The organism is Bradyrhizobium sp. 930_D9_N1_4, from assembly GCF_052076015.1.
Lineage (GTDB): Bacteria > Pseudomonadota > Alphaproteobacteria > Rhizobiales > Xanthobacteraceae > Bradyrhizobium.
In genome coordinates this window covers 3,877,775-3,899,348 of record NZ_CP197236.1, presented here as the reverse complement: position 1 = coordinate 3,899,348, position 21,574 = coordinate 3,877,775, and the positions used below count along the sequence as shown (strand labels likewise).

At 64.1% G+C, this 21,574-nt stretch carries 20 protein-coding genes; 9 read left to right on the top strand and 11 right to left on the bottom strand.

What is annotated here, in order from left to right; genetic code table 11:
* Positions 1 to 12: 12 nt before the first annotated feature.
* Positions 13 to 819: an enoyl-CoA hydratase/isomerase family protein gene (locus AB7532_RS18375; RefSeq protein WP_441236174.1), complete on the bottom strand. Its 807-nt coding sequence runs from the start codon at positions 817 to 819 to the stop codon at positions 13 to 15.
* 121 nt (positions 820 to 940) lie between these two features.
* Between AB7532_RS18375 and nthA the strand changes: the two genes are divergently transcribed.
* Genes nthA through AB7532_RS18360 form a run of 3 tightly spaced genes read left to right on the top strand, consistent with a single transcriptional unit; the run spans position 941 to position 2,609 of the window.
* Positions 941 to 1,576: a nitrile hydratase subunit alpha gene (gene nthA, locus AB7532_RS18370; protein WP_441236173.1), complete on the top strand. Its 636-nt coding sequence runs from the start codon at positions 941 to 943 to the stop codon at positions 1,574 to 1,576.
* Positions 1,573 to 2,232 (top strand): nitrile hydratase subunit beta, encoded by a 660-nt coding sequence (gene nthB / locus AB7532_RS18365; RefSeq protein ID WP_441236172.1) that lies wholly within the window; start codon positions 1,573 to 1,575, stop codon positions 2,230 to 2,232. Before nthA ends, nthB begins: the two co-directional genes overlap by 4 nt.
* Entirely contained in the window at positions 2,232 to 2,609 is a 378-nt protein-coding gene (locus AB7532_RS18360) for a nitrile hydratase accessory protein (RefSeq protein WP_441236171.1), read from the top strand. The genes nthB and AB7532_RS18360 overlap by 1 nt, the downstream gene beginning before the upstream one ends.
* Before the next feature lie 191 nt (positions 2,610 to 2,800).
* On the opposite strand, the gene queC is transcribed toward AB7532_RS18360, so the two are convergent.
* Positions 2,801 to 3,517 carry a 7-cyano-7-deazaguanine synthase QueC gene (queC, locus tag AB7532_RS18355; protein WP_441236170.1) on the bottom strand — a complete coding sequence of 239 codons (717 nt, stop codon included), beginning with the start codon at positions 3,515 to 3,517 and terminating at the stop codon, positions 2,801 to 2,803.
* A 124-nt stretch (positions 3,518 to 3,641) separates the two neighbouring features.
* Here queC and mazG point away from each other — a divergent pair, with 124 nt between their 5' ends.
* Both mazG and AB7532_RS18345 read left to right on the top strand, forming a co-directional pair.
* Positions 3,642 to 4,460, top strand: a complete 819-nt coding sequence (gene mazG / locus AB7532_RS18350) for a nucleoside triphosphate pyrophosphohydrolase (protein WP_441236169.1) — start codon at positions 3,642 to 3,644, stop codon at positions 4,458 to 4,460.
* Entirely contained in the window at positions 4,433 to 4,933 is a 501-nt protein-coding gene (locus AB7532_RS18345; RefSeq protein WP_441236168.1) for a GNAT family N-acetyltransferase, read from the top strand. The genes mazG and AB7532_RS18345 overlap by 28 nt, the downstream gene beginning before the upstream one ends.
* A gap of 23 nt (positions 4,934 to 4,956) precedes the next feature.
* Here AB7532_RS18345 and hflX read toward each other — a convergent pair whose 3' ends face one another.
* From hflX to AB7532_RS18300, 9 genes are all read right to left on the bottom strand, one after another.
* Positions 4,957 to 6,351: a GTPase HflX gene (gene hflX, locus AB7532_RS18340; RefSeq protein ID WP_441236167.1), complete on the bottom strand. Its 1,395-nt coding sequence runs from the start codon at positions 6,349 to 6,351 to the stop codon at positions 4,957 to 4,959.
* 11 nt (positions 6,352 to 6,362) lie between these two features.
* Positions 6,363 to 6,611, bottom strand: a complete 249-nt coding sequence (gene hfq, locus AB7532_RS18335; RefSeq protein WP_007591126.1) for an RNA chaperone Hfq — start codon at positions 6,609 to 6,611, stop codon at positions 6,363 to 6,365.
* 348 nt (positions 6,612 to 6,959) lie between these two features.
* Positions 6,960 to 8,330 (bottom strand): nitrogen assimilation response regulator NtrX, encoded by a 1,371-nt coding sequence (gene ntrX, locus AB7532_RS18330; protein ID WP_441236166.1) that lies wholly within the window; start codon positions 8,328 to 8,330, stop codon positions 6,960 to 6,962.
* Between the two features lie 17 nt (positions 8,331 to 8,347).
* Positions 8,348 to 10,777, bottom strand: coding sequence for an ATP-binding protein (locus tag AB7532_RS18325; protein ID WP_441236165.1), 2,430 nt, complete (start codon positions 10,775 to 10,777; stop codon positions 8,348 to 8,350).
* 554 nt (positions 10,778 to 11,331) lie between these two features.
* Entirely contained in the window at positions 11,332 to 12,663 is a 1,332-nt protein-coding gene (locus tag AB7532_RS18320; RefSeq protein WP_441236164.1) for an LLM class flavin-dependent oxidoreductase, read from the bottom strand.
* Positions 12,664 to 12,666: 3 nt separating this feature from the next.
* Positions 12,667 to 13,092 carry an OsmC family protein gene (locus AB7532_RS18315; protein WP_441236163.1) on the bottom strand — a complete coding sequence of 142 codons (426 nt, stop codon included), beginning with the start codon at positions 13,090 to 13,092 and terminating at the stop codon, positions 12,667 to 12,669.
* Between the two features lie 35 nt (positions 13,093 to 13,127).
* The gene (locus tag AB7532_RS18310) at positions 13,128 to 14,210 is read right to left on the bottom strand and encodes an ABC transporter substrate-binding protein (protein ID WP_441236162.1); all 1,083 of its coding nucleotides are present in this window, start codon (positions 14,208 to 14,210) and stop codon (positions 13,128 to 13,130) included.
* Positions 14,211 to 14,230: 20 nt separating this feature from the next.
* Positions 14,231 to 14,959 carry an ABC transporter ATP-binding protein gene (locus AB7532_RS18305; protein WP_441236161.1) on the bottom strand — a complete coding sequence of 243 codons (729 nt, stop codon included), beginning with the start codon at positions 14,957 to 14,959 and terminating at the stop codon, positions 14,231 to 14,233.
* A complete protein-coding gene (locus tag AB7532_RS18300) occupies positions 14,956 to 15,885 on the bottom strand; it encodes an ABC transporter permease subunit (protein ID WP_441236160.1) in 930 nt (309 codons plus the stop codon). The genes AB7532_RS18305 and AB7532_RS18300 overlap by 4 nt, the downstream gene beginning before the upstream one ends.
* Positions 15,886 to 16,336: 451 nt before the next feature.
* Here AB7532_RS18300 and AB7532_RS18295 point away from each other — a divergent pair, with 451 nt between their 5' ends.
* Genes AB7532_RS18295 through AB7532_RS18280 form a run of 4 tightly spaced genes read left to right on the top strand, consistent with a single transcriptional unit; the run spans position 16,337 to position 21,571 of the window.
* Positions 16,337 to 17,989: an ABC transporter substrate-binding protein gene (locus tag AB7532_RS18295; RefSeq protein WP_441236159.1), complete on the top strand. Its 1,653-nt coding sequence runs from the start codon at positions 16,337 to 16,339 to the stop codon at positions 17,987 to 17,989.
* A 38-nt stretch (positions 17,990 to 18,027) separates the two neighbouring features.
* Positions 18,028 to 19,038: an ABC transporter permease gene (locus tag AB7532_RS18290; protein ID WP_441236158.1), complete on the top strand. Its 1,011-nt coding sequence runs from the start codon at positions 18,028 to 18,030 to the stop codon at positions 19,036 to 19,038.
* The gene (locus AB7532_RS18285) at positions 19,035 to 19,877 is read left to right on the top strand and encodes an ABC transporter permease (protein WP_441236157.1); all 843 of its coding nucleotides are present in this window, start codon (positions 19,035 to 19,037) and stop codon (positions 19,875 to 19,877) included. The genes AB7532_RS18290 and AB7532_RS18285 overlap by 4 nt, the downstream gene beginning before the upstream one ends.
* Positions 19,856 to 21,571, top strand: a complete 1,716-nt coding sequence (locus AB7532_RS18280; RefSeq protein WP_441236156.1) for an ABC transporter ATP-binding protein — start codon at positions 19,856 to 19,858, stop codon at positions 21,569 to 21,571. Before AB7532_RS18285 ends, AB7532_RS18280 begins: the two co-directional genes overlap by 22 nt.
* Positions 21,572 to 21,574: the final 3 nt, after the last annotated feature.

Genomic DNA, 21,574 nt, shown 5'->3' with positions numbered 1-21,574 from the left:
TATCAATGGGTTCTACCGCCCCCTGAAGCGCGGTTTGCGTCGCGTCAGGAACGCATCCACCCCCTCCTTGTGGTCCTCGCTGAAGCCGGCGAGCGCGAACTGGTCGACGTCCATGTGACTGGCGAGATCGTCCAGCGCATGCGTGAGCCGGTTGACCGTCAGCTTCGTCATCGCGACCGAAACCGGCGGCTGCGCGGCCACTTTGCGTGCAAGCTCCATCGCGGCATCGAACGCATGGCCGGGATCGACCACCTGCTCCACCAGGCGCCATTCATAGGCCTCGTCTGCGCTGATGCGGTCATTGGCCAGAATGACCGCCTGCTTGGTGCGGGCCGGCCCCATCAGATGCAGCATGCGCGGAATGCTCTGCCAGCTCATGTTCATGCCGAGCCCGATCTCGGGCACGCGCAGATGCGCGTCCCGGCCCATGATGCGGAAGTCGAGCGCCACGGCGAGCGCAACGCCGCCACCGACGCAAAAGCCCTCGATCGCGCCGATCGTGATCTGCTCCATCTCCTGCCAGGCGTGGGTCAGGCGCGGTCCGAGCTTGAGATGCCGCCGCAGCGTGCCGAGATCCATCTCCTTGCGCGAGCGCCCTTCGGCATCCTTGAGATCGAAGCCGGCGCTGAACGTGCTCGTGCTGCCGGTCAACACCACGACGGAGGTTTCGGCATCATCCTCGAAGCTGCGCGCGGCCGCCGTCAACTGCCGCAGGGCCTCGGGCGAGAGCGCGTTGATGCCGTCGCCGCGGTCGAAGCGCACCACCGCGATCCGCCCCTCCGGCCCGAGGCCCTTCTCGATCTTCACGTAATCCGTCACGAGCGTCTCCCAATCTGCTTTGCAGCAACGCCAGCCTACACCCGGCCTCACGAATATGGGACCCCGTTGCGCCGCAACGCATACTCGACAGGCAGGGACCATTGCGCCTATCTTTGGCCCCATGAGCCACGATCACGACCACCATCATCACCACGATCACGATCATTCGGAATTGTCCGAGACCGAGCTGCGCGTGCGCGCGCTCGAGACGATTCTGACGGAGAAGGGCTATGTCGAGCCGGCCGCGCTCGATGCCATCATCCAGGCTTATGAGACCAAGATCGGCCCGCATAACGGCGCCCGCGTCGTTGCCAAGGCGTGGACCGATCCGGCCTTCAAGCAGGCGCTGCTGGAGGATGGCTCCAAGGCCATCGGCACGCTCGGCCATGTCAGCCGCGTCGGCGACCATCTCGTCGTTGTCGAGAACACGCCTGCGCGGCACAACATGGTCGTGTGCACGCTGTGCTCCTGCTACCCCTGGGAAATGCTGGGCCTGCCGCCGGTCTGGTACAAGGCCTCGCCCTACCGCTCGCGCGCGGTGAAAGACCCACGCGGCGTGCTGGCCGATTTCGATGTCAGCCTGCCGAAGGACATGGAAATCCGGGTCTGGGATTCCACCGCCGAGACGCGCTTCCTGGTGCTCCCGATGCGGCCCGCGGGCACGGACGGATGGAGCGAGGAGCAACTCGCCGAGCTGGTCACGCGCGATTCCATGATCGGTACCGGCTTTGCCAAAGCGCCCGGAGCGCCGTCATGAACGGCGTCCACGACATGGGCGGCATGGACGGCTTCGGCAAGGTCGAGGCCGAGCCGAACGAGCCGATGTTTCACGAGGAATGGGAGTCGCGTGTTCTTGCCATGGTGCGCGCGATGGGCGCGGCCGGCGCCTTCAACATCGACACCTCGCGCTTCTATCGCGAGACGCTGCCCCCGCACGTGTATCTCTCCAGCTCCTACTACAAGAAATGGTTTCTCGGGCTCGAGGAGATGCTGGTCGAGAAGGGCTACCTCACGCGTGAGGAGGTCGCCGCCGGCCATGCGATGCAGCCCGGCAAGGCGCTCAAGCACGGCAAGTTCGATCTCACCCAGGTCGAGCGCATCATGGTGCGCGGCAAGTTCGGCCGCACGGCGCCTGCACCGGCGAAATTCAACATCGGTGACCGCGTGCGCGCCAAGAACATTCACCCCACGACCCATACGCGGCTGCCGCGCTATGTCCGCGGCCATGTCGGTGTGGTCGAGCTGAACCATGGCTGCCACGTGTTTCCGGATTCAGCGGCGATGGAGCTCGGCGAGAACCCGCAATGGCTCTACACCGTCGTGTTCGAAGGCCGCGATCTCTGGGGGGCGGACGGCGATCCGACCCTGAAGGTCTCGATCGACGCGTTCGAGCCTTACCTGGACCCGGCGTAATGAGCAGCAATGCTGCGGCCGCGGCGACCGCGGCCATCCCGAGCATTCCGCGCGACGACGACGGCCCGGTGTTCCGCGCGCCCTGGGAGGCGCATGCGTTTGCGATTGCGCTGACGCTGCACGACCGCGGCGTCTTCACCTGGCCGGAATGGGCCGCAGCCCTCGCTTCCGAGATCAAGCGCGCACAGGCCGCGGGCGATCCCGATACGGGGGAGACGTATTACCTGCATTGGCTCGCGACGCTGGAAGGACTCGTCGCCAGCAAAGGCGTCGCCTCGACGGAAACCCTGCATCGTTACCGCGACGCCTGGGACCATGCGGCGGATCGCACCCCGCATGGCAAGCCGATCGAGTTGCGGGAAGAGGATTTTGGCTAGGTAGTGTTGGCCGCTTAGCGCCTTGTTTGCCGACGCTCCTACGCCAACCAACACTGTCATTCCCCGCGAAAGCGGGGAATCCAGTACGCCGCGGCTTCTCCGTATCCCACGAACGCCTCTGGAATACTGGATCACCCGCTTTCGCGGGTGATGACAGCGGAGACGACGGTAACGACGGAGATCGGAGCGCTCTATTTGCGCCCCGCCACAAACTCCCGCCACCCCTTCGCCCGCAAGCTGCATGCCGGGCACTCGCCGCAGCCGTAGCCCCAGTCATGCTGCGCGCCGCGTTCGCCGAGATAGCAGGTGTGTGACTGCTCGCGGATGAGGTCGACCAGCCCCTCGCCGCCGAGGTCGTGCGCGAGCTGCCACGTCGCCGCCTTGTCGATCCACATCAGCGGCGTATGCAACTCGAAAGCTCTCGCCATGCCGAGCGAGAGCGCGGCCTGCATGGCCTGGATCGTGTCGTTGCGGCAATCGGGATAACCGGAATAGTCGGTCTCGCACATACCGCCGACGATGTGGGTGATGCCGCGCCGGTAGGCCAGCGCCGCGGCGAACGTCAAAAACACGAGATTACGTCCGGGCACGAAGGTGTTGGGCAGGCCGTCGGCGCCCATGGCGATCGCGACGTCGCGCGTCAGTGCCGTATCGGACACGGCGGCCAGCGTCGGGATCGACAGCGTATGGCTCTCGCCGAGCTTGGCGGCCCAATCAGCACGCAGGCCCCTGATGCCGTCGAACAGCCGGTCGCGGCAGTCAAGCTCGACGGCGTGGCGCTGGCCATACTCGAACCCCAGCGTCTCCACGCGCGCAAAGCGGCTCAGCGCCCAGGCGAGACAGGTGGTGGAGTCCTGGCCGCCGGAGAACAGCACCAGCGCGGTTTGTGATGAAAATGCGTCACTCATGGCCGCGCTTTAGCACTGTGGAGCCTGTCAGCCAATCGGTGGAAATCGGCCCGTTCCGCTGCGCCACGCTGGGAACGGCGGGCTCATTTTGGCATAAGGCTTGAGACCCAGGAGACTGCCCGCAATGACCCCTTCCCGCGACATTTCCCGCTTGATCGAGATCATGGCGGCGCTGCGCACGCCGGTGACCGGCTGCCCCTGGGACCTCGAGCAGAATTTTGCGACGATTGCTCCCTACACGATCGAAGAGGCCCACGAGGTGGTCGACGCGATCGACCGCGAGGATCTCGACGATCTGCGCGAAGAACTCGGCGACCTCCTGCTGCAGGTCGTGTTCCACGCCCAGATGGCGTCGGAGCAGAACGCGTTCGCGTTTGGAGACGTCGTCGAAGCCATCACGCGAAAAATGATCCGGAGGCATCCCCATGTCTTCGCCGACAAGGACGGCAATCTCACGCCGCACCACGTCAAGGACGTCTGGGACCGCATCAAGGCCGAAGAGAAGGCCGAGCGCGCCGCGCGGCGACCGCCGCAGGAAGCGCCGGTGCACAAATCGCTGCTGTCGGGCGTCAAGGCCGGCCAGCCGGCGCTGACGCGTGCCATGGAGCTGCAGCGCAAGGCCTCAACCGTCGGCTTCGACTGGAACGACCCGCGCGCGGTGTTGCAGAAGATCCGCGAGGAAGCCGACGAGATCGAGGCCGCGCTCGACCGCAACGACAAGCAGGAGATCGCGGAAGAGACCGGCGACCTGATGTTCGCGCTCGTCAATCTCGCCCGCCATGTCGACGCCGATCCGGAGGCCGCACTGCGCGCGACGAATGCGAAATTCGAGCGGCGGTTTGCCTATATCGAGCGCTCATTGGAGGCGCAGGGCCGTACGCTCGAGCAGGCATCGCTCGCGGAGATGGACGCGCTGTGGAACGCGGCGAAGACGGCGACCTGATGCGAGGGCAGCCAGTGGACATCAGGCAGGACGACCCAACGGCGCCGCACGTCGCCGACTTGTTGGCACATCATCTGGAAGAACTCCGCAGCGTCATGGGCGAGCACGCGCAGGCATTGGACGCCAGCGGTCTTTCGGCTGCATCCGTGACGTTCTGGACGGCGTGGCAGGACGGCGTGCTGGCTGCCTTCGGTGCTCTGAAACAGCTGGACACGACGCATGGCGAGGTGAAGTCGATGCGCGCCGCGCCATCGGCGCGTCGGACGGGAGCCGGGCGCACGATCCTGAACCACATCATTGCTGAAGGCCGCAAGCGAGGATATGCGCGTCTCAGTCTGGAGACGGGCACGGCGACACTCCATGCGCCGGCGATCGCACTCTACCGAAGTGCCGGCTTCGTATCCTGTGAGCCGTTCGCGGATTATCAGGCGAGCCCGCACAACCAGTTCATGCGTCTCGATCTGATGACTTGATCGGTTGGCCCGAAGGCTTCAGATCAGGCCACGCGCGGCACGGCGTCGAACCTGTTCACCACGATATCCCGTTTGGTCTCGTCGACCCGCACGGTCATGTCGAAGCGACCATCGTGCAGCTCTTTCGCCAGCACCTCGGAATTACGATGCAGCCAGCTGATGCCGGCGCCGTCCGCAGCATCGATCGAGAGATCGAGCGTGGTGCGTTTCGCGGCGAGGCGTTCCTCGATCGCCGCGAGCAGCGCGTCGACGCCCTCGCCCGACACGGCCGATACCAGCATCGCCGGATGATCCTCCGGCCTGCGCGCGGCGATGTTCAGGAGCTCTTCGCGCTGTTCGGAATCGTAACGGTCGATCTTGTTCCAGACCTCGATGATGCGGCCGGAATCATCAGGGTTGATACCGAGCTGGCGCAGCACGGCGTCGACGTCGCTCTGCTGCGCCTCGGCATCGTCATGCGAGATGTCGCGCACATGCAGGATGACGTCGGCTTCCAGCACTTCCTCCAGCGTGGCGCGGAAGGCGGCAACGAGCTGCGTCGGCAAGTTCGAGATGAAGCCGACCGTGTCCGAGAGCATCGCCTTGCCGCCATGCGGCAGCGTGAGCGCACGCAGCGTCGGATCGAGCGTGGCGAACAGCATGTCGGCGGCCTGCACGTCGGCACGGGTCAGGCAGTTGAACAGCGTCGACTTGCCGGCGTTGGTGTAGCCGACCAGCGCCACCACCCGATACGGCACGCGCTGGCGTCCGGCGCGATGCAAGCGCCGCGTCGCCTGCACCTTCTTCAGCTCGCCCTCGAGCTTGGAGATGCGCTCCTGGATCAGGCGGCGGTCGGCTTCGATCTGGGTCTCGCCGGGGCCACCCATGAATCCGAAGCCGCCGCGCTGGCGCTCCAGATGGGTCCATGAACGCACCAGGCGCGAGCGCTGGTAGTTGAGATGCGCGAGCTCGACCTGGAGCGAGCCTTCCTTGGTCTTGGCGCGGCGGCCGAAGATTTCGAGGATCAGGCCGGTGCGGTCGAGCACCTTGGCCTGCAATTCCTTCTCGAGATTGCGCTGCTGGATCGGCGCCAGCGCGCAATCCATCACAACGAGTTCGACGTCGAGGCTTTTGGCAAGCGCGGCGATCTCCTCGACCTTGCCCTTGCCGATATAGGTGGCCGGGCGGATCTGGTTGATCGGTGCAATGATGGCGTCGGCAATGACGAGGTCAATCGCGCGCGCGAGGCCCGCGGCTTCATCGAGCCGGGCCTCGGCGTCGCGCTGGACTTGACCAGGCGAGGCATGACTTTCCGATTGCGCGTCGGCACTTCCCGCACGCAGCCGCAAGTAGGGGCCGATGACAAGCACCCGCCCCGTTTGCTTGGCCCCTGCCGACCGCGGACGGTCGGCCTCCCCGTCGAAATTCCGGGGTTCCAATCAGATCACTCTCAAGCCGGCTGATCCTCGCCGCCTTCGAACAACTGGATCGGAGCGCCCGGCATGATGGTCGAAATCGCATGCTTGTAGACAAGCTGCGAATGACCGTCGCGCCGAAGCAGCAAGCAGAAATTGTCGAACCAGGTCACGATGCCCTGGAGCTTCACTCCGTTGACCAGAAAGATCGTCAGTGGCGTCTTGGTTTTGCGAACGTGATTGAGGAAGGTGTCCTGTAGGTTTTGTGCGCGGTCTGCCGCCATTGTTTTTTTCTCGCTTTGAGTTTCTTTTTATTGCGCCGGTTGCGCCCCGCTTTTGAGAATACGGGGTCTCATCCGGTTGCCGTTCCTCATGAGATCCCCCTCGGAGGAACAGCCGTTCGATTAGAGGGCAGGACGGCTTATTAGGCAAGCCGCTTCACGCGGCAGGCCGAGCCGAATTGCCCCGAAAAACTACGGAAATCGATGATTTTCCTCGCCTTTCCCTGACGTCCGGCCGCAACGTCGCGGCGCGAGAGTCATTCCCGATCCGATTGAAATCGGGCCGGAGATTCCTGTGACGGAAGCCGCATTCTGTATGCGAGCCGGTATGCCGTTTCCCGTGAAGGCGCTCTAGCCGACGCCGAGCGCCTTCAGCTTGCGATGCAATGCCGACCGTTCCATGCCAACGAACTCAGCCGTGCGAGAAATATTTCCTGAGAAACGGCTGATCTGTGCAATCAAATAGTCGCGCTCGAACACTTCGCGGGCTTCGCGGAGCGGCAGCCCCATGATGTGCTCGCCATTGTTGCTGGTCGGCATCGCCGGCACCATCGAGCCGACATCCTGCGGCAGCATGTCGGCGGTGATGATGACCTCCGGACCACCCGCGGCCAGAATCATGACTCTCTCAACGTTGTTGCGGAGCTGGCGCACATTGCCCGGCCAGACATGCGATTGCAGCACCGCCATCGCGTCCTGCCCGATCTGCCGCTTGGGCAGACCGCTGCCGGCCGAGATCTGCTCCATGAAATAGTCGATCAATTCCGGGATGTCCTCGCGCCGCTCCGAGAGCGCCGGCACGCGGATCGGCACCACCGAGAGGCGGTGATAGAGGTCCTCGCGGAAATGGCCGGCCGCGATCTCCTCTTCGAGATTGCGTGCGGTGGACGAGATGATGCGGACGTCGACCTGCACTTTTGAGGTGCCGCCGACGCGCTGGAACGACTGCTCGACCAGCACGCGCAGGATCTTGTTCTGGGTCTCGCGCGGCATGTCCGCGATCTCGTCGATGAACAGCGTGCCGCCATGAGCTTCCTCGAGCGCACCGGGCTTGCGCGCATGCTCGCCGTTGGACTGTTCGATCCCGAACATCTCGTGCTCCATGCGCTCCGGCGTGATCGCGGCGGCATTGATCACGACGAACGGGCCGTCGGCGCGGCCCGAGGCCGTATGCAGCGTGCGCGCCGTCAGCTCCTTGCCGGCGCCGGCGGGGCCGACGATCAGGATGCGGCTATTGGCTTTCGCCGCGCGGTCGATGGTCTGGCGCAACTGGTTCATGCTGGGCGAGCGGCCGACGAGCGAGCTTGCGCTCGGCGCGAGTTGCTTCAGCTCCTTGACCTCGCGCTTGAGCCGCGAGTTCTCCAGCGCGCGGTTGGCGACCAGGATCAGCCGGTCGGCCTTGAACGGCTTCTCGATGAAGTCGTAGGCGCCGCGCTTGATGGCTGCGACCGCGGTCTCGATATTGCCGTGGCCGGAGATCATCACGACCGGCAGGTCGGGATTGTCCTTCTTGACCTGCTCCAGCAACTGCAAGCCGTCGAGCTTGGAGCCCTGGAGCCAGATGTCGAGGAACACCAGATGCGGCCTGCGGTTGGCGATCTCGGCGAGCGCAGAGTCACTGTCGCGCGCGGTCCGCGTGACAAAACCCTCGTCTTCGAGAATGCCCGCGACGAGATCGCGAATATCGGCCTCGTCATCGACAATCAGAATTTCACTTGCCATGGGTCGCGCCTGTCTTGTCAGCTGCCTGTTGAGGCTTCGATTTTCGTTGAATCATTGGTCTTTTCAGCCGGCTCTTTGGTTTCGGCCGCCGGCTCTTTTGTTTCTCGCGCCGCGTCCTTGACCGGCTCGCTGGCCTGTGCTCCGGCCGCGTCATTCGCCGGCTCCGTCACGGCTTCCGCGGTGACGTCCTTGGCCACCGGGGCCTGCTCGGCCCCCTCCGCCTTCGCCGGTTGCCCGGAGACCGCAAAGCGCATCCGCATCCAGGCGCCGCGCTGGCCCTCGCGGAAGTCGGAAGCGTCCTTCAGCTCGATCCGCCCGCCATGGTCTTCCAGCACGCGGCCGACGATTGCCAGCCCAAGGCCGGTGCCTTTGGCCCGTGTGGTCACATAGGGCTCCAGCAGGCGCGAGCGCGCGACCTTGGGCAGGCCGATGCCGTTGTCGACGACGTCGATCAGCACGTCCTCGCCCTCGCGCGAGACCACGACATCGATCCGACCTTTACCCAGCTCTTCCGGCGAGACCTGCTCGATCGCCTCGGTGGCGTTTTTGACGATATTGGTCACCGCCTGGGAGATCAGCCGCCGGTCGAACTGGGCGCGCAGCGGATCTTCCTTGAACTCCGTCTCGATATCGATCTCGGGATGGGCGACCTTCATCAGGAATACCGCCTGCCGCACGGCGTCAATGACGTCCTCGCCCTCCATGACCGGCTTGGGCATCCGCGCGAACCGCGAGAACTCGTCGACCATACGCCTGATATCGTCGACCTGGCGCACGATGGTGTCGGTGCACTGCTCGAAGATTTGCTTGTCCTTGGCCTCGGTGATGGCCTTGCCGAATTTGCGGCGGATGCGCTCGGCGGAGAGCTGGATCGGCGTCAGCGGGTTCTTGATTTCGTGAGCGATGCGGCGCGCCACGTCGCCCCAGGCCGAGGTGCGCTGCGCCGAAACGAGTTCGGTGATGTCGTCGAGCGTAATGATGTAGCTGTCGCGCGGTTGACTGGTCTTCTCGGCGCTGACGCGAACCGAGAGATTCCGCTCCTCTCCGTCGCGCGTGATCGTGATCTGGCCCTGCACCAGGCGCTGGGTGCCTTCCCGCGCCGTTTTCATCATCTCTTCGAGCTCGGGCAGCACGTCGGAGAGCGGATGGCCGAGCGTCTCCGCCTCGGAGTGCCCGATCAGCTTTTCGGCGGAGCGGTTGAGAATGCCGACGCTGCCTGACGTATCGACGCCGATGATGCCGGCGCTCGCGGAGGACAGCACGGCTTCGATGAAGCGGCGGCGGCTGTCGATGAGATCGCTGGCGTTGACGAGCTCGTCGCGCTGGCTGCGCAATTCCTGCGTCATCTTGTTGAAGGTCTCACCCAGCTGGGCGAGATCGCCTTCCGACTGATGCACGGGCACCTTCACATTGAGATCGCCGGTCGAGACCGTATGCGCCGCGTTCATCAGCCGCCGGATCGGCGACACCAGCGAGTTGGCGAAGTTGAGGCCGATCAGCACCGAGGCCATCAGAATGGTCAGCGCGATCACCGCGAACATCAGCGCGAAGGCGACCTGGATGCCGAGCCGCCGCGACTCGATCTGGGAGTATTCGGCGACGCTGACCTCGGTCTGCTTGAGCTGATTGACAACATTCGGATCCAGAGGCCGCGCGACGTAGAGGAAGGTGTCGTTGAAGGCGCGCAGGCGGATCACGGCAGCCACGAAGCTCGCATCCGGCAGCACCGCGATCTCAGGCTCGGATTCGTTGACGTTGCTGAGGAAGTCCGGTGCCGGCGGCGAATAGGCCAGCCGCATGCCGGTGTCGGCCGATTCCAGGATGTTGGTGTTCTTGTCGATGATCATCGCGCCCGGCAGATTGCGGGAGCCGGCGCTGGAGGTCAGCAGCTCGCGGAACGAGCGGCGGTCCTGGTCGTAGAGCGGGCGGGCGTGCGCGATGTCGTTGGCCATGCCGAGAATGTCGCCGCGGATCAGTTGCGCATGGTCCTGCATGTAGGCGCGCGCGATCGTCAGCGAATTCTGGATCACCTCCTTGGTCGGCCCGGAGAACAGCCGGTCGAGGCCGCGCTCGATGGTGACGTTGGCGACGACGGCGACCAGCACCGCCGGGAGCACGGCCACGATCGAGAACAGGCTGACGATCTGGACGTGGAGGCGCGCCGCCGCCCTGCCCCGCCGCCGCGCCACGATCATCTGCCAGAGCTCGCGGATGATGATCCCGACCAGCAGCAGGATCGTGGCCGCGTTGATCAGGTAGAACGAGCGGACGATCTCGGGCGTCGGCTCGATCGTGGTGAGGCCGGTCAGGACGACAAACGTCAGGAAGGCAGATCCCAGCGCCAGGACCACGGCAAACGGCGCCAGCCAGCGCCGCACCGACCAACGCCGGGGCTCTTCCGCTAGGGCCGTGTCGAAGTGTGCGGCCGAGGTGTCTGCGCTGGTCATTCCGGCAATGGGTGCTGAAAACGGGTCCGCCCTGGGCGGGTACTGATGTATTCGTACCACATTGTTGCCGAGACACTACAGTGTCAAATAGTCACGTAATCTCAGCAACTTACTAAATTCAACTTCTTCTTTTGGCCACGATTAACCAAACGCGGGGGAGTTGGGATTCGATGGCTGTTCTGACTGGGGTCTTGGTCGGGCTTGTCCTTGGTCAGCGCGGCGGGAACCGCCCCGCTTTACTGTCGATTTTAGTGAACCGCTATCGTGACGGGAATGAGGACTGAGCCGGCCTTCTCCACGGCAAGGTCGCCCGATCAGCCGAACAGCCGCCGACTTAGATCGTTGCGTTCCTCCAACCGGTGGCGCCGCACCTGCCGTGGGCTGCGGATATAAGGACCGGCCGGTTCGGTCGATCCGCAATGCGGGCCGTTGTGCGCGGAGAACGACACTTGGCCATCACATTGAACCGTTCGATGCGGTCCTTGACCCGCTGGAGCGCGCCCAAGGAATATCTCCGCTTAAGGAAAGCGCCCGAATTTGAGAAATTTCGCAAATCATCCCGCCGGACGCGGCAATCTCAGCGAATCGCGCAGAGTCGAACCGTCGTACTCCAAGCGGAACAGGCCGCGACGTTGCAGCTCCGGCACGAGGCCGTGGACCAATTCCTCCAGGCCGCCCGGAAGATAAGGGACCTGCAACATGAAGCCGTCGCAGGCGCCGGCCTCGAACCACTCCTGCATGCGATCAGCCACCGTACCTGGCGTCCCGGCGAAGCCGCTGGTGGTTCTCCCCGCGCCATAGCGCTGTCCAAGCTCGGCAAGGCTCAAGCCTGAGCGTCGCGTCAGTTCGGAGACTTCGCGATAGTGCCCCTCGACACCGGGAACGTCGAGATTCTCGGGCAGGACCTGATCCTGCGGAAAGCGCGAGAGGTCGACGCCGAGGTGATAGGACAGTGTCGAGAGACCGGACTCGGGATGCGACAATTCGTGGAGCTGGTCGTGCAGCGCCTTGGCCTGTTTCTCCGAGTCGCCGATGACAGGGACGATGCCGGGCAGCACCTTGATCGTATCGGGGTCACGGCCGAAACGGACCGCGCGGGCGCGCAGGTCTTTACGGAATTCGACCGCGACGTCGATCAAGCCCGGTGTCACGAAGATGATTTCGGCCCATCGCGCCGCAAAATCGCGGCCGCGATCGGAGGCACCGGCCTGGATGAAGACGGGGCGTCCTTGCGGCGGCCGGCTGACATTGAGCGGGCCCTGCACGTTGAACCATTTGCCCGAATGGTCGATCCGGTGGACACGCGCAGGGTCGGCGAATAGCGGCGTCTGGCGATCCCGGACGAGCGCACCGTCCTCCCACGAATTCCACAGCTTGGTCACGACTTCAAGAAACTCGTCGGCGCGCTCGTAGCGTCCCTCGCGCGAGAGCTGCTCGGTCAGGCCGAAATTGCGCGCCTCTGCCTCCTGGAACGAAGTGACGATGTTCCAGGCGGCGCGCCCGCCGCTGAGATGATCGAGCGTCGCGAGCGCCCGCGCGAGCACATAGGGCTGAGCGTAGGTCGTCGAAATGGTCGCACCAAGACCAAGATGCTTGGTCGCACCCGCAATGATCGAGAGCACCACCAGGGGATCAAGCCGCAACGCACCCAGCGCGCCGTAGCGAAGCTGGCTATCGAGGCTGCCGCCCAGCGTATCCGGGATCGCCAGGATGTCGGCAATGAACAGAAGATCGAAACGTCCCTGCTCCAGCAACCGCCCGATGTTCTGATAGTAGGAAGCGGAGAGTAGATCGCCGTCCGCTTCCGGATGACGCCATCCGGCGTGGCTGCCGGAGACGGGACCCGCAGAGACAAAGGCGGCAAGGTGCAGTTTCTTGTCAGGCATGGATCAGCTCACAGTCCAGGAGATCTCGACGGGACCGCCGCGCTTCAGCGTGTTGTAGATCGGGCAATTGGCGGTGAAGCCGGCGACCAGCTTTTCTGCTTCGGCCGCCGTCACGCCGGACAGGCGCACCACGATCTGAATCCATTCGTACTGGGTCGGATCGGTCGCGTGACGCCGGAACGAGACTTCGGCTCCAGCCTCGCGCAGAACGATCCCCTGCTCCTTCGCCGTCTTCTGGATCAGCCCGAGCGAGCAGCTGCCGAGCGACGACAGCAGCAATTCACCGGCGTTGATCGCCTCGCCGGGACCGCCGACGGCGACACGTTGGTCCGAGATGAAATGGTTGGTTCCAGCGCTGAGCAAATAGCGGCCGAACTGGCCGATGGTGGCGGAGGTGATCGACACCGTCTCGCCGGCTGATGCGTTCATGAGGATGTCTCTGTTGCTGGTTCAGGCGTCGCTGCTTACGCGCCGAGCTCCGACGCCACGGCCTTCTTGGCGGCGTCGAACTGCGCGCCGAGCAGGAAGGATTTGACGTCGACCTTGTTCGGAAGCACGCCGAGCGCGTGAAAATTGTCGGCGAGGTCCTGGGTCGATGTTGCCGCCGCTTCATCGACCGGCTTGAGCACGACGGCAGTCGACTCCGACAGCCTGGCATCGCGGACAAGCTTTTCGTAGACCGCCTGCTCGGTCCCGTTCGGCGGAAAGCCGCCTTGCGACGCCCACAGCGCAACGGACTCAGCCGGATGCGCATAGATATAGGCCTGGGTCTCCCGGATGATCTTCACGAATTTCGCGAAGAGTTGCGGATATTTCACCGCGACTTCACTCCGCGCCACGTAGAAGGCGTAGTCATAGGTCTTCACGTCGGGAAGCAGACGCGCCTTGCTGCCAAGCTTCGTCAGTGCCAGCGCGGTGGCCGGCTGCCAGTGAATCCAGCCATCGATGCTACCTTGCGCGAAGGCCGTGAACGCGTCCGCCCCGCTCAGGCTCACTGCCTGGACGTCAGACAATCTGAGGCCTGCTGTCTCCAGATATTTGATCAGGCTGTAAGTCCCCGTCGTGCCGTTCTGATGGGCGATCTTCTTGCCTTTCAGGTCGGCCGCGGTCTTGATCGATGAGTTCGCCTGCACCAGGAAGTCCACTTCGTCGACCGGCAACGGGTAAGCCGCGAGCGGCACGATCGGAACACGCGCCGGAACGGCATTCACGACCGCCGTTGCGGTCGCAAAGGTGAAATCGACCGAGCCGGCCTTGATCGCCTCCATCACCGGCAACGATGCTGTGAAACCGGGTTGCCAGACGATCTTGGTGCCGAGCTCCTGCTCGAGATTGCGGCCACCCACGCCCGCCCGCAGCGATGCCCAGACGCCGGTGCGGCCGTCGCCAATCACCGCGACGGTCAGCTGCGACGGCACGGCATCGGCGGCATTCGCGCGCAACGATCCGCTGACGCCTGTCGCCGCTGCGGCAAGTCCCGCCCCGATCGACAGCACCGTGCGCCGCGAGATATCCGCGCCACCGCGCATCGAACCCCTCAAAGTCATATCGTCATCCTTTCATCTTGTTATGCAACGGCAGCCAAATCGCGTTCGGCCGTCAGCAGACCGTCGAGCAGCTCTTCTTTCAGAGCCGACAGCATTGGATCGCCGCGATGCCGCGGACGCGGCTGGTCGAAGATCAGATCGCGCGCAATGCCGCCATCCTTGACCAGAAGCACGCGATCGGAGAGCAGCAACGCTTCCTCGACGTCATGCGTGACCAGGACGACGGTGCGCGGCCGCGCGACCAGCAATTGTTCAAGCAGCAACTGCATCGCAGCCCGGGTGATGGCGTCGAGCGCTCCGAACGGCTCGTCGAGCAGCAACAAATCCGGCTCGTGGATCAGCGCTCTCGCCAGCGCCACACGCTGACGCTGGCCGCCGGACAGCCCGATCGGAAATTCACTTTCGCGCCCCTGCAATCCGACCGCCTCGAGAATGCTCCCGGCATCCTGCTTCCTGCCCTTGACGCCCAGCAACACATTGCCGAGCACGGTCCGCCACGGCAGCAGGCGATCCTCCTGAAACATCAGCCGCACGTCTGCCTTGTGGCCCGTCGCGCGGAGCTCGATGCGACCACGCGTTGGGGCATCCAGGCCTGCTACGAGACGCAGCAGCGTCGACTTGCCGGCGCCGCTGGGCCCGATGATCGAGACGAACTGGCCGGCAGCGATGTCGAGATCGACGCCGTCAAGGACCGTGCGGCCGGCGAATGATTTGCCGACCGAACGCAGGCTGACGCTGGCTCCGCTCATGCCTTCACCCTGTCCGCATAATTCGGATGCCAGCGCAGCAGCCGCCGTTCGATCAGGCGCGTGACGAGATCCGACAGCCAGCCTGCGATGGCGTAGAGAATGATGGCCAGCACGATGATGTCGATGCGCAGCAGCTCGCGGGCATTTTGCACGAGGTAACCAACGCCATCCCGAGAGGCGATGGTTTCACCGACCACGAGCGTGAGCCAGGCGACACCGAGCGCATAGCGCATGCCGACCAGGATCGGCTGGAGCGCCGCCGGCAGAATGATGGACCAGACAAGCTCGGCGCGGCCAAGGCCGTAGGATCTTCCAAGCTCGACCAGCTTGGGATCGACGTTGCAGATGCCTCCGAGCGTGTTGATGTAGACAGGGAAGAGCGATCCCATCGCGACGAGAATGAGCCGCGGCTCCTCCCCGATTCCAAACCAGAGGATCATCAGCGGCACCAAGGCCAAATGCGGAATGGTCCGGATCATCTGCAGCGACCGATCGAACAGATCGTGCAGCGGCTCGAACAGCCCTACGGCCAGGCCGAACAGCAATCCACCGAACGCACCGATGCTGAAGCCGATCGCAACCCGGCGCAGACTGACAAGAATGTCGTGCTGCAACTCGCCGCGCGCGGCCAGTTGCCGAGCAGCGTCCCAGATATCGGACGGCGCCGGCACGATCGCCGTGGACACGATCCCCGTCACCGAGAGGAATTGCCAGACCAGCAGCAGGCCGAATGGCAGAAGCCAGGGCAGCACGACCGAGCGCCATGCGAGCCCCCGCCGGCGCGATCCCGCAGCCTCGGACAGGCGCGCAACGTCGGCAACCACCGTCACCACGGGCGCGCCGGCGCGCGAAAATGGTTCCGTGCGACCGGCTGCAGGCGCCGCCTTTGCATCGGCAGGCCCGGAAAGTAGCGACGCATCCGTCATGAAATCGAACTTGCTCCGTCTCACCTGAGACGGCGCCACCTTCGCAAACTCCGGCGCGCAATTCGATGGTAGGAAAATTCGTTCTTCGGTCGCGGGCATTGGTGCCGTTCTACCGCGCGCGGGATTTTGCAGAATGTCCTTTCAATCCGACGCCGCCCTGCGCGAGTTGACGCACTTGAAGAGGACGATCTCGAAGCTGAAATCGAATAGCGTGTGATCGAACGTCGCAATTGATGCGTTTTTGGTCCTCAGCGGACCACGATCGCACGAAAGACAAAACGGCTGTTGCGCACATGGCCCCACTGCCGACGCATTTGTTGTCCGTCTCACGCCAAATTTGGAATGGCCAGTTATCTTCGTTTCGCTTCTCCTGAGCGCAAACTCCGATCGTGCCAAAGCATCTCCGGGAAACGGTGACGCGATCGGCGCCAGCAATCATCAGGGGCTATCCATGACCGCACGCCTTTCTTCGCGCTCTCTTTCCCGGCGTCGCCTGTTGGCCGCGACCTCGATGGTGGCGGCCGTTGCCCTGACGGCAATGGCGGGCCTGTCTCCGGTTCAAAGTGCCGGCGGCCCGCGCGACGGCGGCGACATCACCTTCCTGATCGATTCACTTGGCGGCACGTGGATCCCGAACAACAGCGCCATCTCCAGCTTCCAGGGCCATATCTGGGGCCACGTCACCGACAAGCTCGTCTATGTCGACGCCGACGGAAAGGTCAGCCCCTGGATCGCCGAGCGCTGGGAGCAGAACGAGGACGCCACCCAGTTCACGCTCCATCTCAAGAAAGGCGTGACCTTCTCCGACGGCACACCGCTCGATGCATCGGCCGTCGTCGCCAACCTCGACATCTGGTACGCCGGCCGCAAGAACGAAGGCATCAATCCAATCGGCCTGTTCCCGAAGACCTATACCCGTGCCGAGGCGGTCGACGCCGCGACGGTGAAGGTCTTCTTCAAGGCGCCAACACTCGGCTTCATTCCGACCCTCGGTTATCACGGCTCCATTCTCATCTCGCCGAAGACAATCGCGCAGCCCGCCACGCAGCAAGCCGACCTCAGCAAGACATCAGGCAGCGGACCGTATGTGGTCGCGTCCTGGAAGGAAGGGGACTTCGTCAAGCTGGTGAAGCGCAAGGACTATAATTGGGGTCCGGCGGCGGTCGGCCACACCGGCCCGGCCCATCTCAATTCGATCACCTACAAGCTTGTCTCGGAACCGTCGCTGCGGGTCGCCGCGGTCCAGTCCGGTCAGGCCGATGTCGCCTACAGCCCGTCTCCGCAGGAATTGAAATCCCTCAAGGACGCCGGCTTTACGATCGCAACCCCGCGCTATCTCGGCTTCGTCAACGGCCTCGCCATCAACACCAAGCTGGAGCCGTACAACGACGTGAAGGTGCGCCAGGCCTTCCAGGCCGGCATCGACCGGAAGGAGATCATCGACACCGTCTACACGCCCGACTGGAAGCTCGCGACGTCCTTCATCCAGAGCAATGTCCCCGGTGCGACCGACCAAAGCGCCCTGCTCGCCTACAATCCCGGCAGGGCCGAGAAGCTGCTCGACGAAGCGGGCTGGACCAAGGGCAGCAACGGCATCCGCACCAAGGACGGCAAGCCGTTGACGCTGACGCTCAACTCCAATCCTTATCTCGCGACATCGAAGGCGATCGACGAGCTGATCGCCCAGCAGCTCGGCAAGATCGGCTGGAAGGTCAACATCCGGGCCTACGACGTCGTCACCTTCGGCGAGAAGGTCAGGTTTGGGGGTCCAGCCGTTCCGGCCTACGAGGTGACGCGCAGTTTCATCGATGCCGGCACGGTGGCGAGCATTCTCACCAACGCCAACAATGGCGAGGACTGGTTTGCCCTCGGCGAAAGCGACAAGAAGCTGAACGAGCTGCGCGACACGATCGCCGGCGCAAGTACCGCCGAGATCCGCGCGCCCCTGCTCGACGAGCTGCAAAAATATGTACTGGAGCAAGGCTACTTCATTCCACGCACGCAGATTGTCCAGCGCATCTACGTGCAGTCGTCGAAGCTCAAGGGTGAGGTCTATAACGGTATCGCCTATGCCAGCTATTACACGGCGTCGATCAGCGAGTAGCGCGCCGTGAAACTGAGCAACGCGACGAGGCGAGCGGCATGAACAGCGCGTACTTCCATTATGCCGCAAAGCGCCTCGCCCAGGCCCTCGTCGTCATCCTGCTCGCCTACATCTTCACGTTCGTGGTCGTCAGCATCCTGCCGGGCGACCCCATCACCAACGTCCTGCGCGATCCCCAGAACGGATTCACCGAAGACGAAATTAGGAAGATCATCGCCGCCCAAGGCCTAGACCGGCCGATCCTGGTCCAGCTTTGGACCTCGCTGACCCATTTCGTGACCGGCGATTTCGGCCTGTCGATGCGGTCGAGCCGACCCGTGACGACGCTGATCGCCGAGGTTCTCCCCTCGACGCTGATCCTTGCCTCCGCAGGCTTCGCAGTCGCGCTGCTGCTGGCGGTGACGATCGCCTATGGCACCCAGTTCCTTCCCAAACGCTTCGGCCAGGGTTTGTTGCGTGGTTTCCCGTCGCTGTTCCTGTCGGTGCCGAACTTCGTGATCGGCCTGGTGCTGATCCACGCCTTCGGCTTCCAGCTCGGCCTGTTCCGCGTGATCGATCCAAACAGTTTCTGGGCGACCTTCTTTGCCGCCATCGCGCTCGGCATTCCCATCTCCGCACAGATCGCGGAGGTTCTGATCGCCAACCTCGACCACGAGTCCGGTCAGGAATATGCCGCTGTCGCACGCGGCCGCGGTCTCGGGCAGGCTCGTCTGTTCGCAAAGCATCTGCTCAAGCCGTCTTCGCTCCCGGTCGTCACCATCATCGCTCTCACCATCGGTGAGCTGCTTGGCGGCTCGCTGATCACCGAGACGGTGTTCGGACGAACCGGCATCGGCAGCCTGGTGCAGCGTTCGGTGAGCACGCAGGACCTCCCCGTCCTGCAAGCGGTCGTTTCGCTCGCGGCGGTGGTCTTCGTGCTCATTAATCTGATCGCCGACCTCGTCTATCCCTTGCTGGATCCCCGCGTGAAACTCAATGGCGGCGTGAGGCAACGCCCGAGCACCGCTGAGGACAGCTCCGCCGCAGTAACCCAGGGGGCGACATCATGAGCAGCCTCTCCACTGCGCCACGGGCATCGGCGACTGGCTGGCTGACATCCCTGAGCGTACCCGCGAGCGTCGTGCTCTCGTTTGCAGTCATCGCACTCGTGATCGCCTGGTCGCTCGTGCCGGGCCGGTTCACGAGCCAGAACCCGTTCAATGGTGTTCCCGCCGAGAAGTTGCTCGCACCAAGCGCCGGGCACTGGTTCGGGACCGATCATCTCGGCCGTGATCTCTATACCCGCGTCGTGTATGGCACGGCGTCCTCGGTGCAGAGCGCACTTATTGCCGTCGTGATCGCCGCAGTCGCCGGTGGCTTCATCGGTCTTTTGGCCGGCTTCTTCGGTGGCTGGGTGGATATCGTATTCGCGCGCCTTGTCGACGTGTTGCTGGCGATTCCGAACTTTTTGCTGGCCGTCATCGTCGTCACCGCGATTGGCTTCGACACGACCAACGCGGCGATCGCGACCGGCATCTCGGCCGTGGCCGTGTTCGCCCGGGTGATGCGCTCGGAGGTGATCAAGACGCGGCAGGCGACCTTCGTCGAGTCCTCGTTCCTGTTGGGCGGCTCGCGCTGGCACGTCCTGTTGCGGCATGTGCTGCCGAACGCATCGCGCTCGATATTGCCGCTCGCCGTGCTCCAGTTCGGCCTCTCGATCCTGGTCATCGCAAGCCTTGCATTCCTCGGCTACGGCGACCCGCCGCCCGCCTCCGATTGGGGCCTGCTGATCTCGATCGGGAAGGACTATCTCAAATGGCCGTGGCTGGTTTACGCGCCCGCCTTCGTCACGATCGCGACCGTCCTCTCCGTGAACAGGATCAGCCGATGGCTCCGCAAGACGGACTGACTTCCACCTTTGCCCGGGCCGAACTCATCGCGCCGCTCCCGCTGCGCTCGATTCCGTTGCTCGGGGTCGACAGCCTATCGGTCTCCTACGGCCCGAACCAGGTCGTGACCAATGTGGGATTCGAACTCGGCCGCGGCGAGAGCCTCGCCCTCATCGGGGAATCCGGCTCGGGCAAATCGACGATTGCCCGCGCCGTTTTGCGACTGCTCCCCGGCAATGGGCGCGCCACCGGACGGATCGTCTTCGACGGTCAGGAAGTGCTGGGGATATCCGAGCGCGGCTTTCGGCCGCTGCGGGGACGGGCCATCGGGTTCGTCCCACAGGATCCCGCAAATTCGCTCAACCCGGTACGCACGATCGGCGTTCAAGCGCAGGAGGCGGCTGCGTTGCTCGACGAGCGCGTCGGGAAGATCCGTAAGCAACTCATCCTGGAGACATTCGCGCAGGTCGGGCTCGATCATCCGCAGCGCGTCTACGATTCCTATCCTCACCAGCTCTCCGGCGGCATGCTCCAGCGCGTGCTGATCGGCCTAGCCGTTCTCCCGCGCCCGGCACTGCTGGTCGCAGACGAGCCGACCTCAGCGCTCGACGTCACGATCCAGAAGCGGATTCTCGACCTACTCTCGCGATTGCAGCAAGAGCTCAAGATCAGCCTGCTGCTGATCACCCACGATCTCGCGATCGCCGCTGAGCGGGCCAAATCGCTGGTGGTGCTCAAGGACGGCGTCGTCCAGGAGGCCGGCAAGACCGCAACAGTGTTCGCTTCGCCGAGTTCCCCATACGCGAGGAAGCTGCACGCCGATGTCCCGGCGCTGAACCCCGACCGTTACGCCGGGCTGCGCGATCCGGGCTTTCGCAAAGCGAAAACTGGCGGGGCACCAAAGATCGAGGTCCGCGCCGTCACGAAGAGTTTTGCCGTCGATGGGACAAGACTGACCGCCGTCGACGACGTGTCGTTCGCCGTTGCCGCCGGCACCACGCATGCACTGGTGGGCGAGTCGGGCTCGGGCAAGACGACGACGATCCGGCTGCTGCTCGGGCTCGAGCAGCCAGACGCCGGTACGATCGCGGTCGCCGGCGAACAGATTAGCCAGCGTTCGCCACAGTCGCTGCGCGCGGCGTGGCGTCACCTTCAATTGATCTATCAGAATCCGTTCACCTCGCTCGACCCGACCTGGACGATCGAGCGGCTGGTGCGCGAGCCGCTCGACCGGTTCGAAATCGGATCGCGCAAGGAGCGCGACGAGCGCGTCCACCAGGCTCTAGCCGACGTCGGGCTCGGCAAGCACTTGATCGGCCGCAGGCCCGGAGCGTTGTCAGGCGGCCAGCGCCAGCGCGTGGCGATTGCTCGCGCGCTGGTCCTCAAGCCCGACGTGATCGTACTGGACGAGCCAACCTCCGCGCTCGATGTCACCGTTCAGGCCGACATCATCGAGGTCCTGCTCTCGCTGCAGGCCGATCTTGGCCTGACCTATGTCTTCGTATCCCATGATCTGGCCCTGGTACGCCAGTTCGCCCACACCGTCTCGGTCATGCACCGTGGACGCATTGTCGAACACGGGACCGTCACCGAGGTCTTCGACGATCCCCGGCAGCCCTATACCAGGTCGCTGCTGGCCTCGATCCCGTCGGGTGGCGCCAGTGTCGGGCACGTGCCGGAGCCACGGCCTCAGTTGATCGTTGCCGCCGAGTGATCG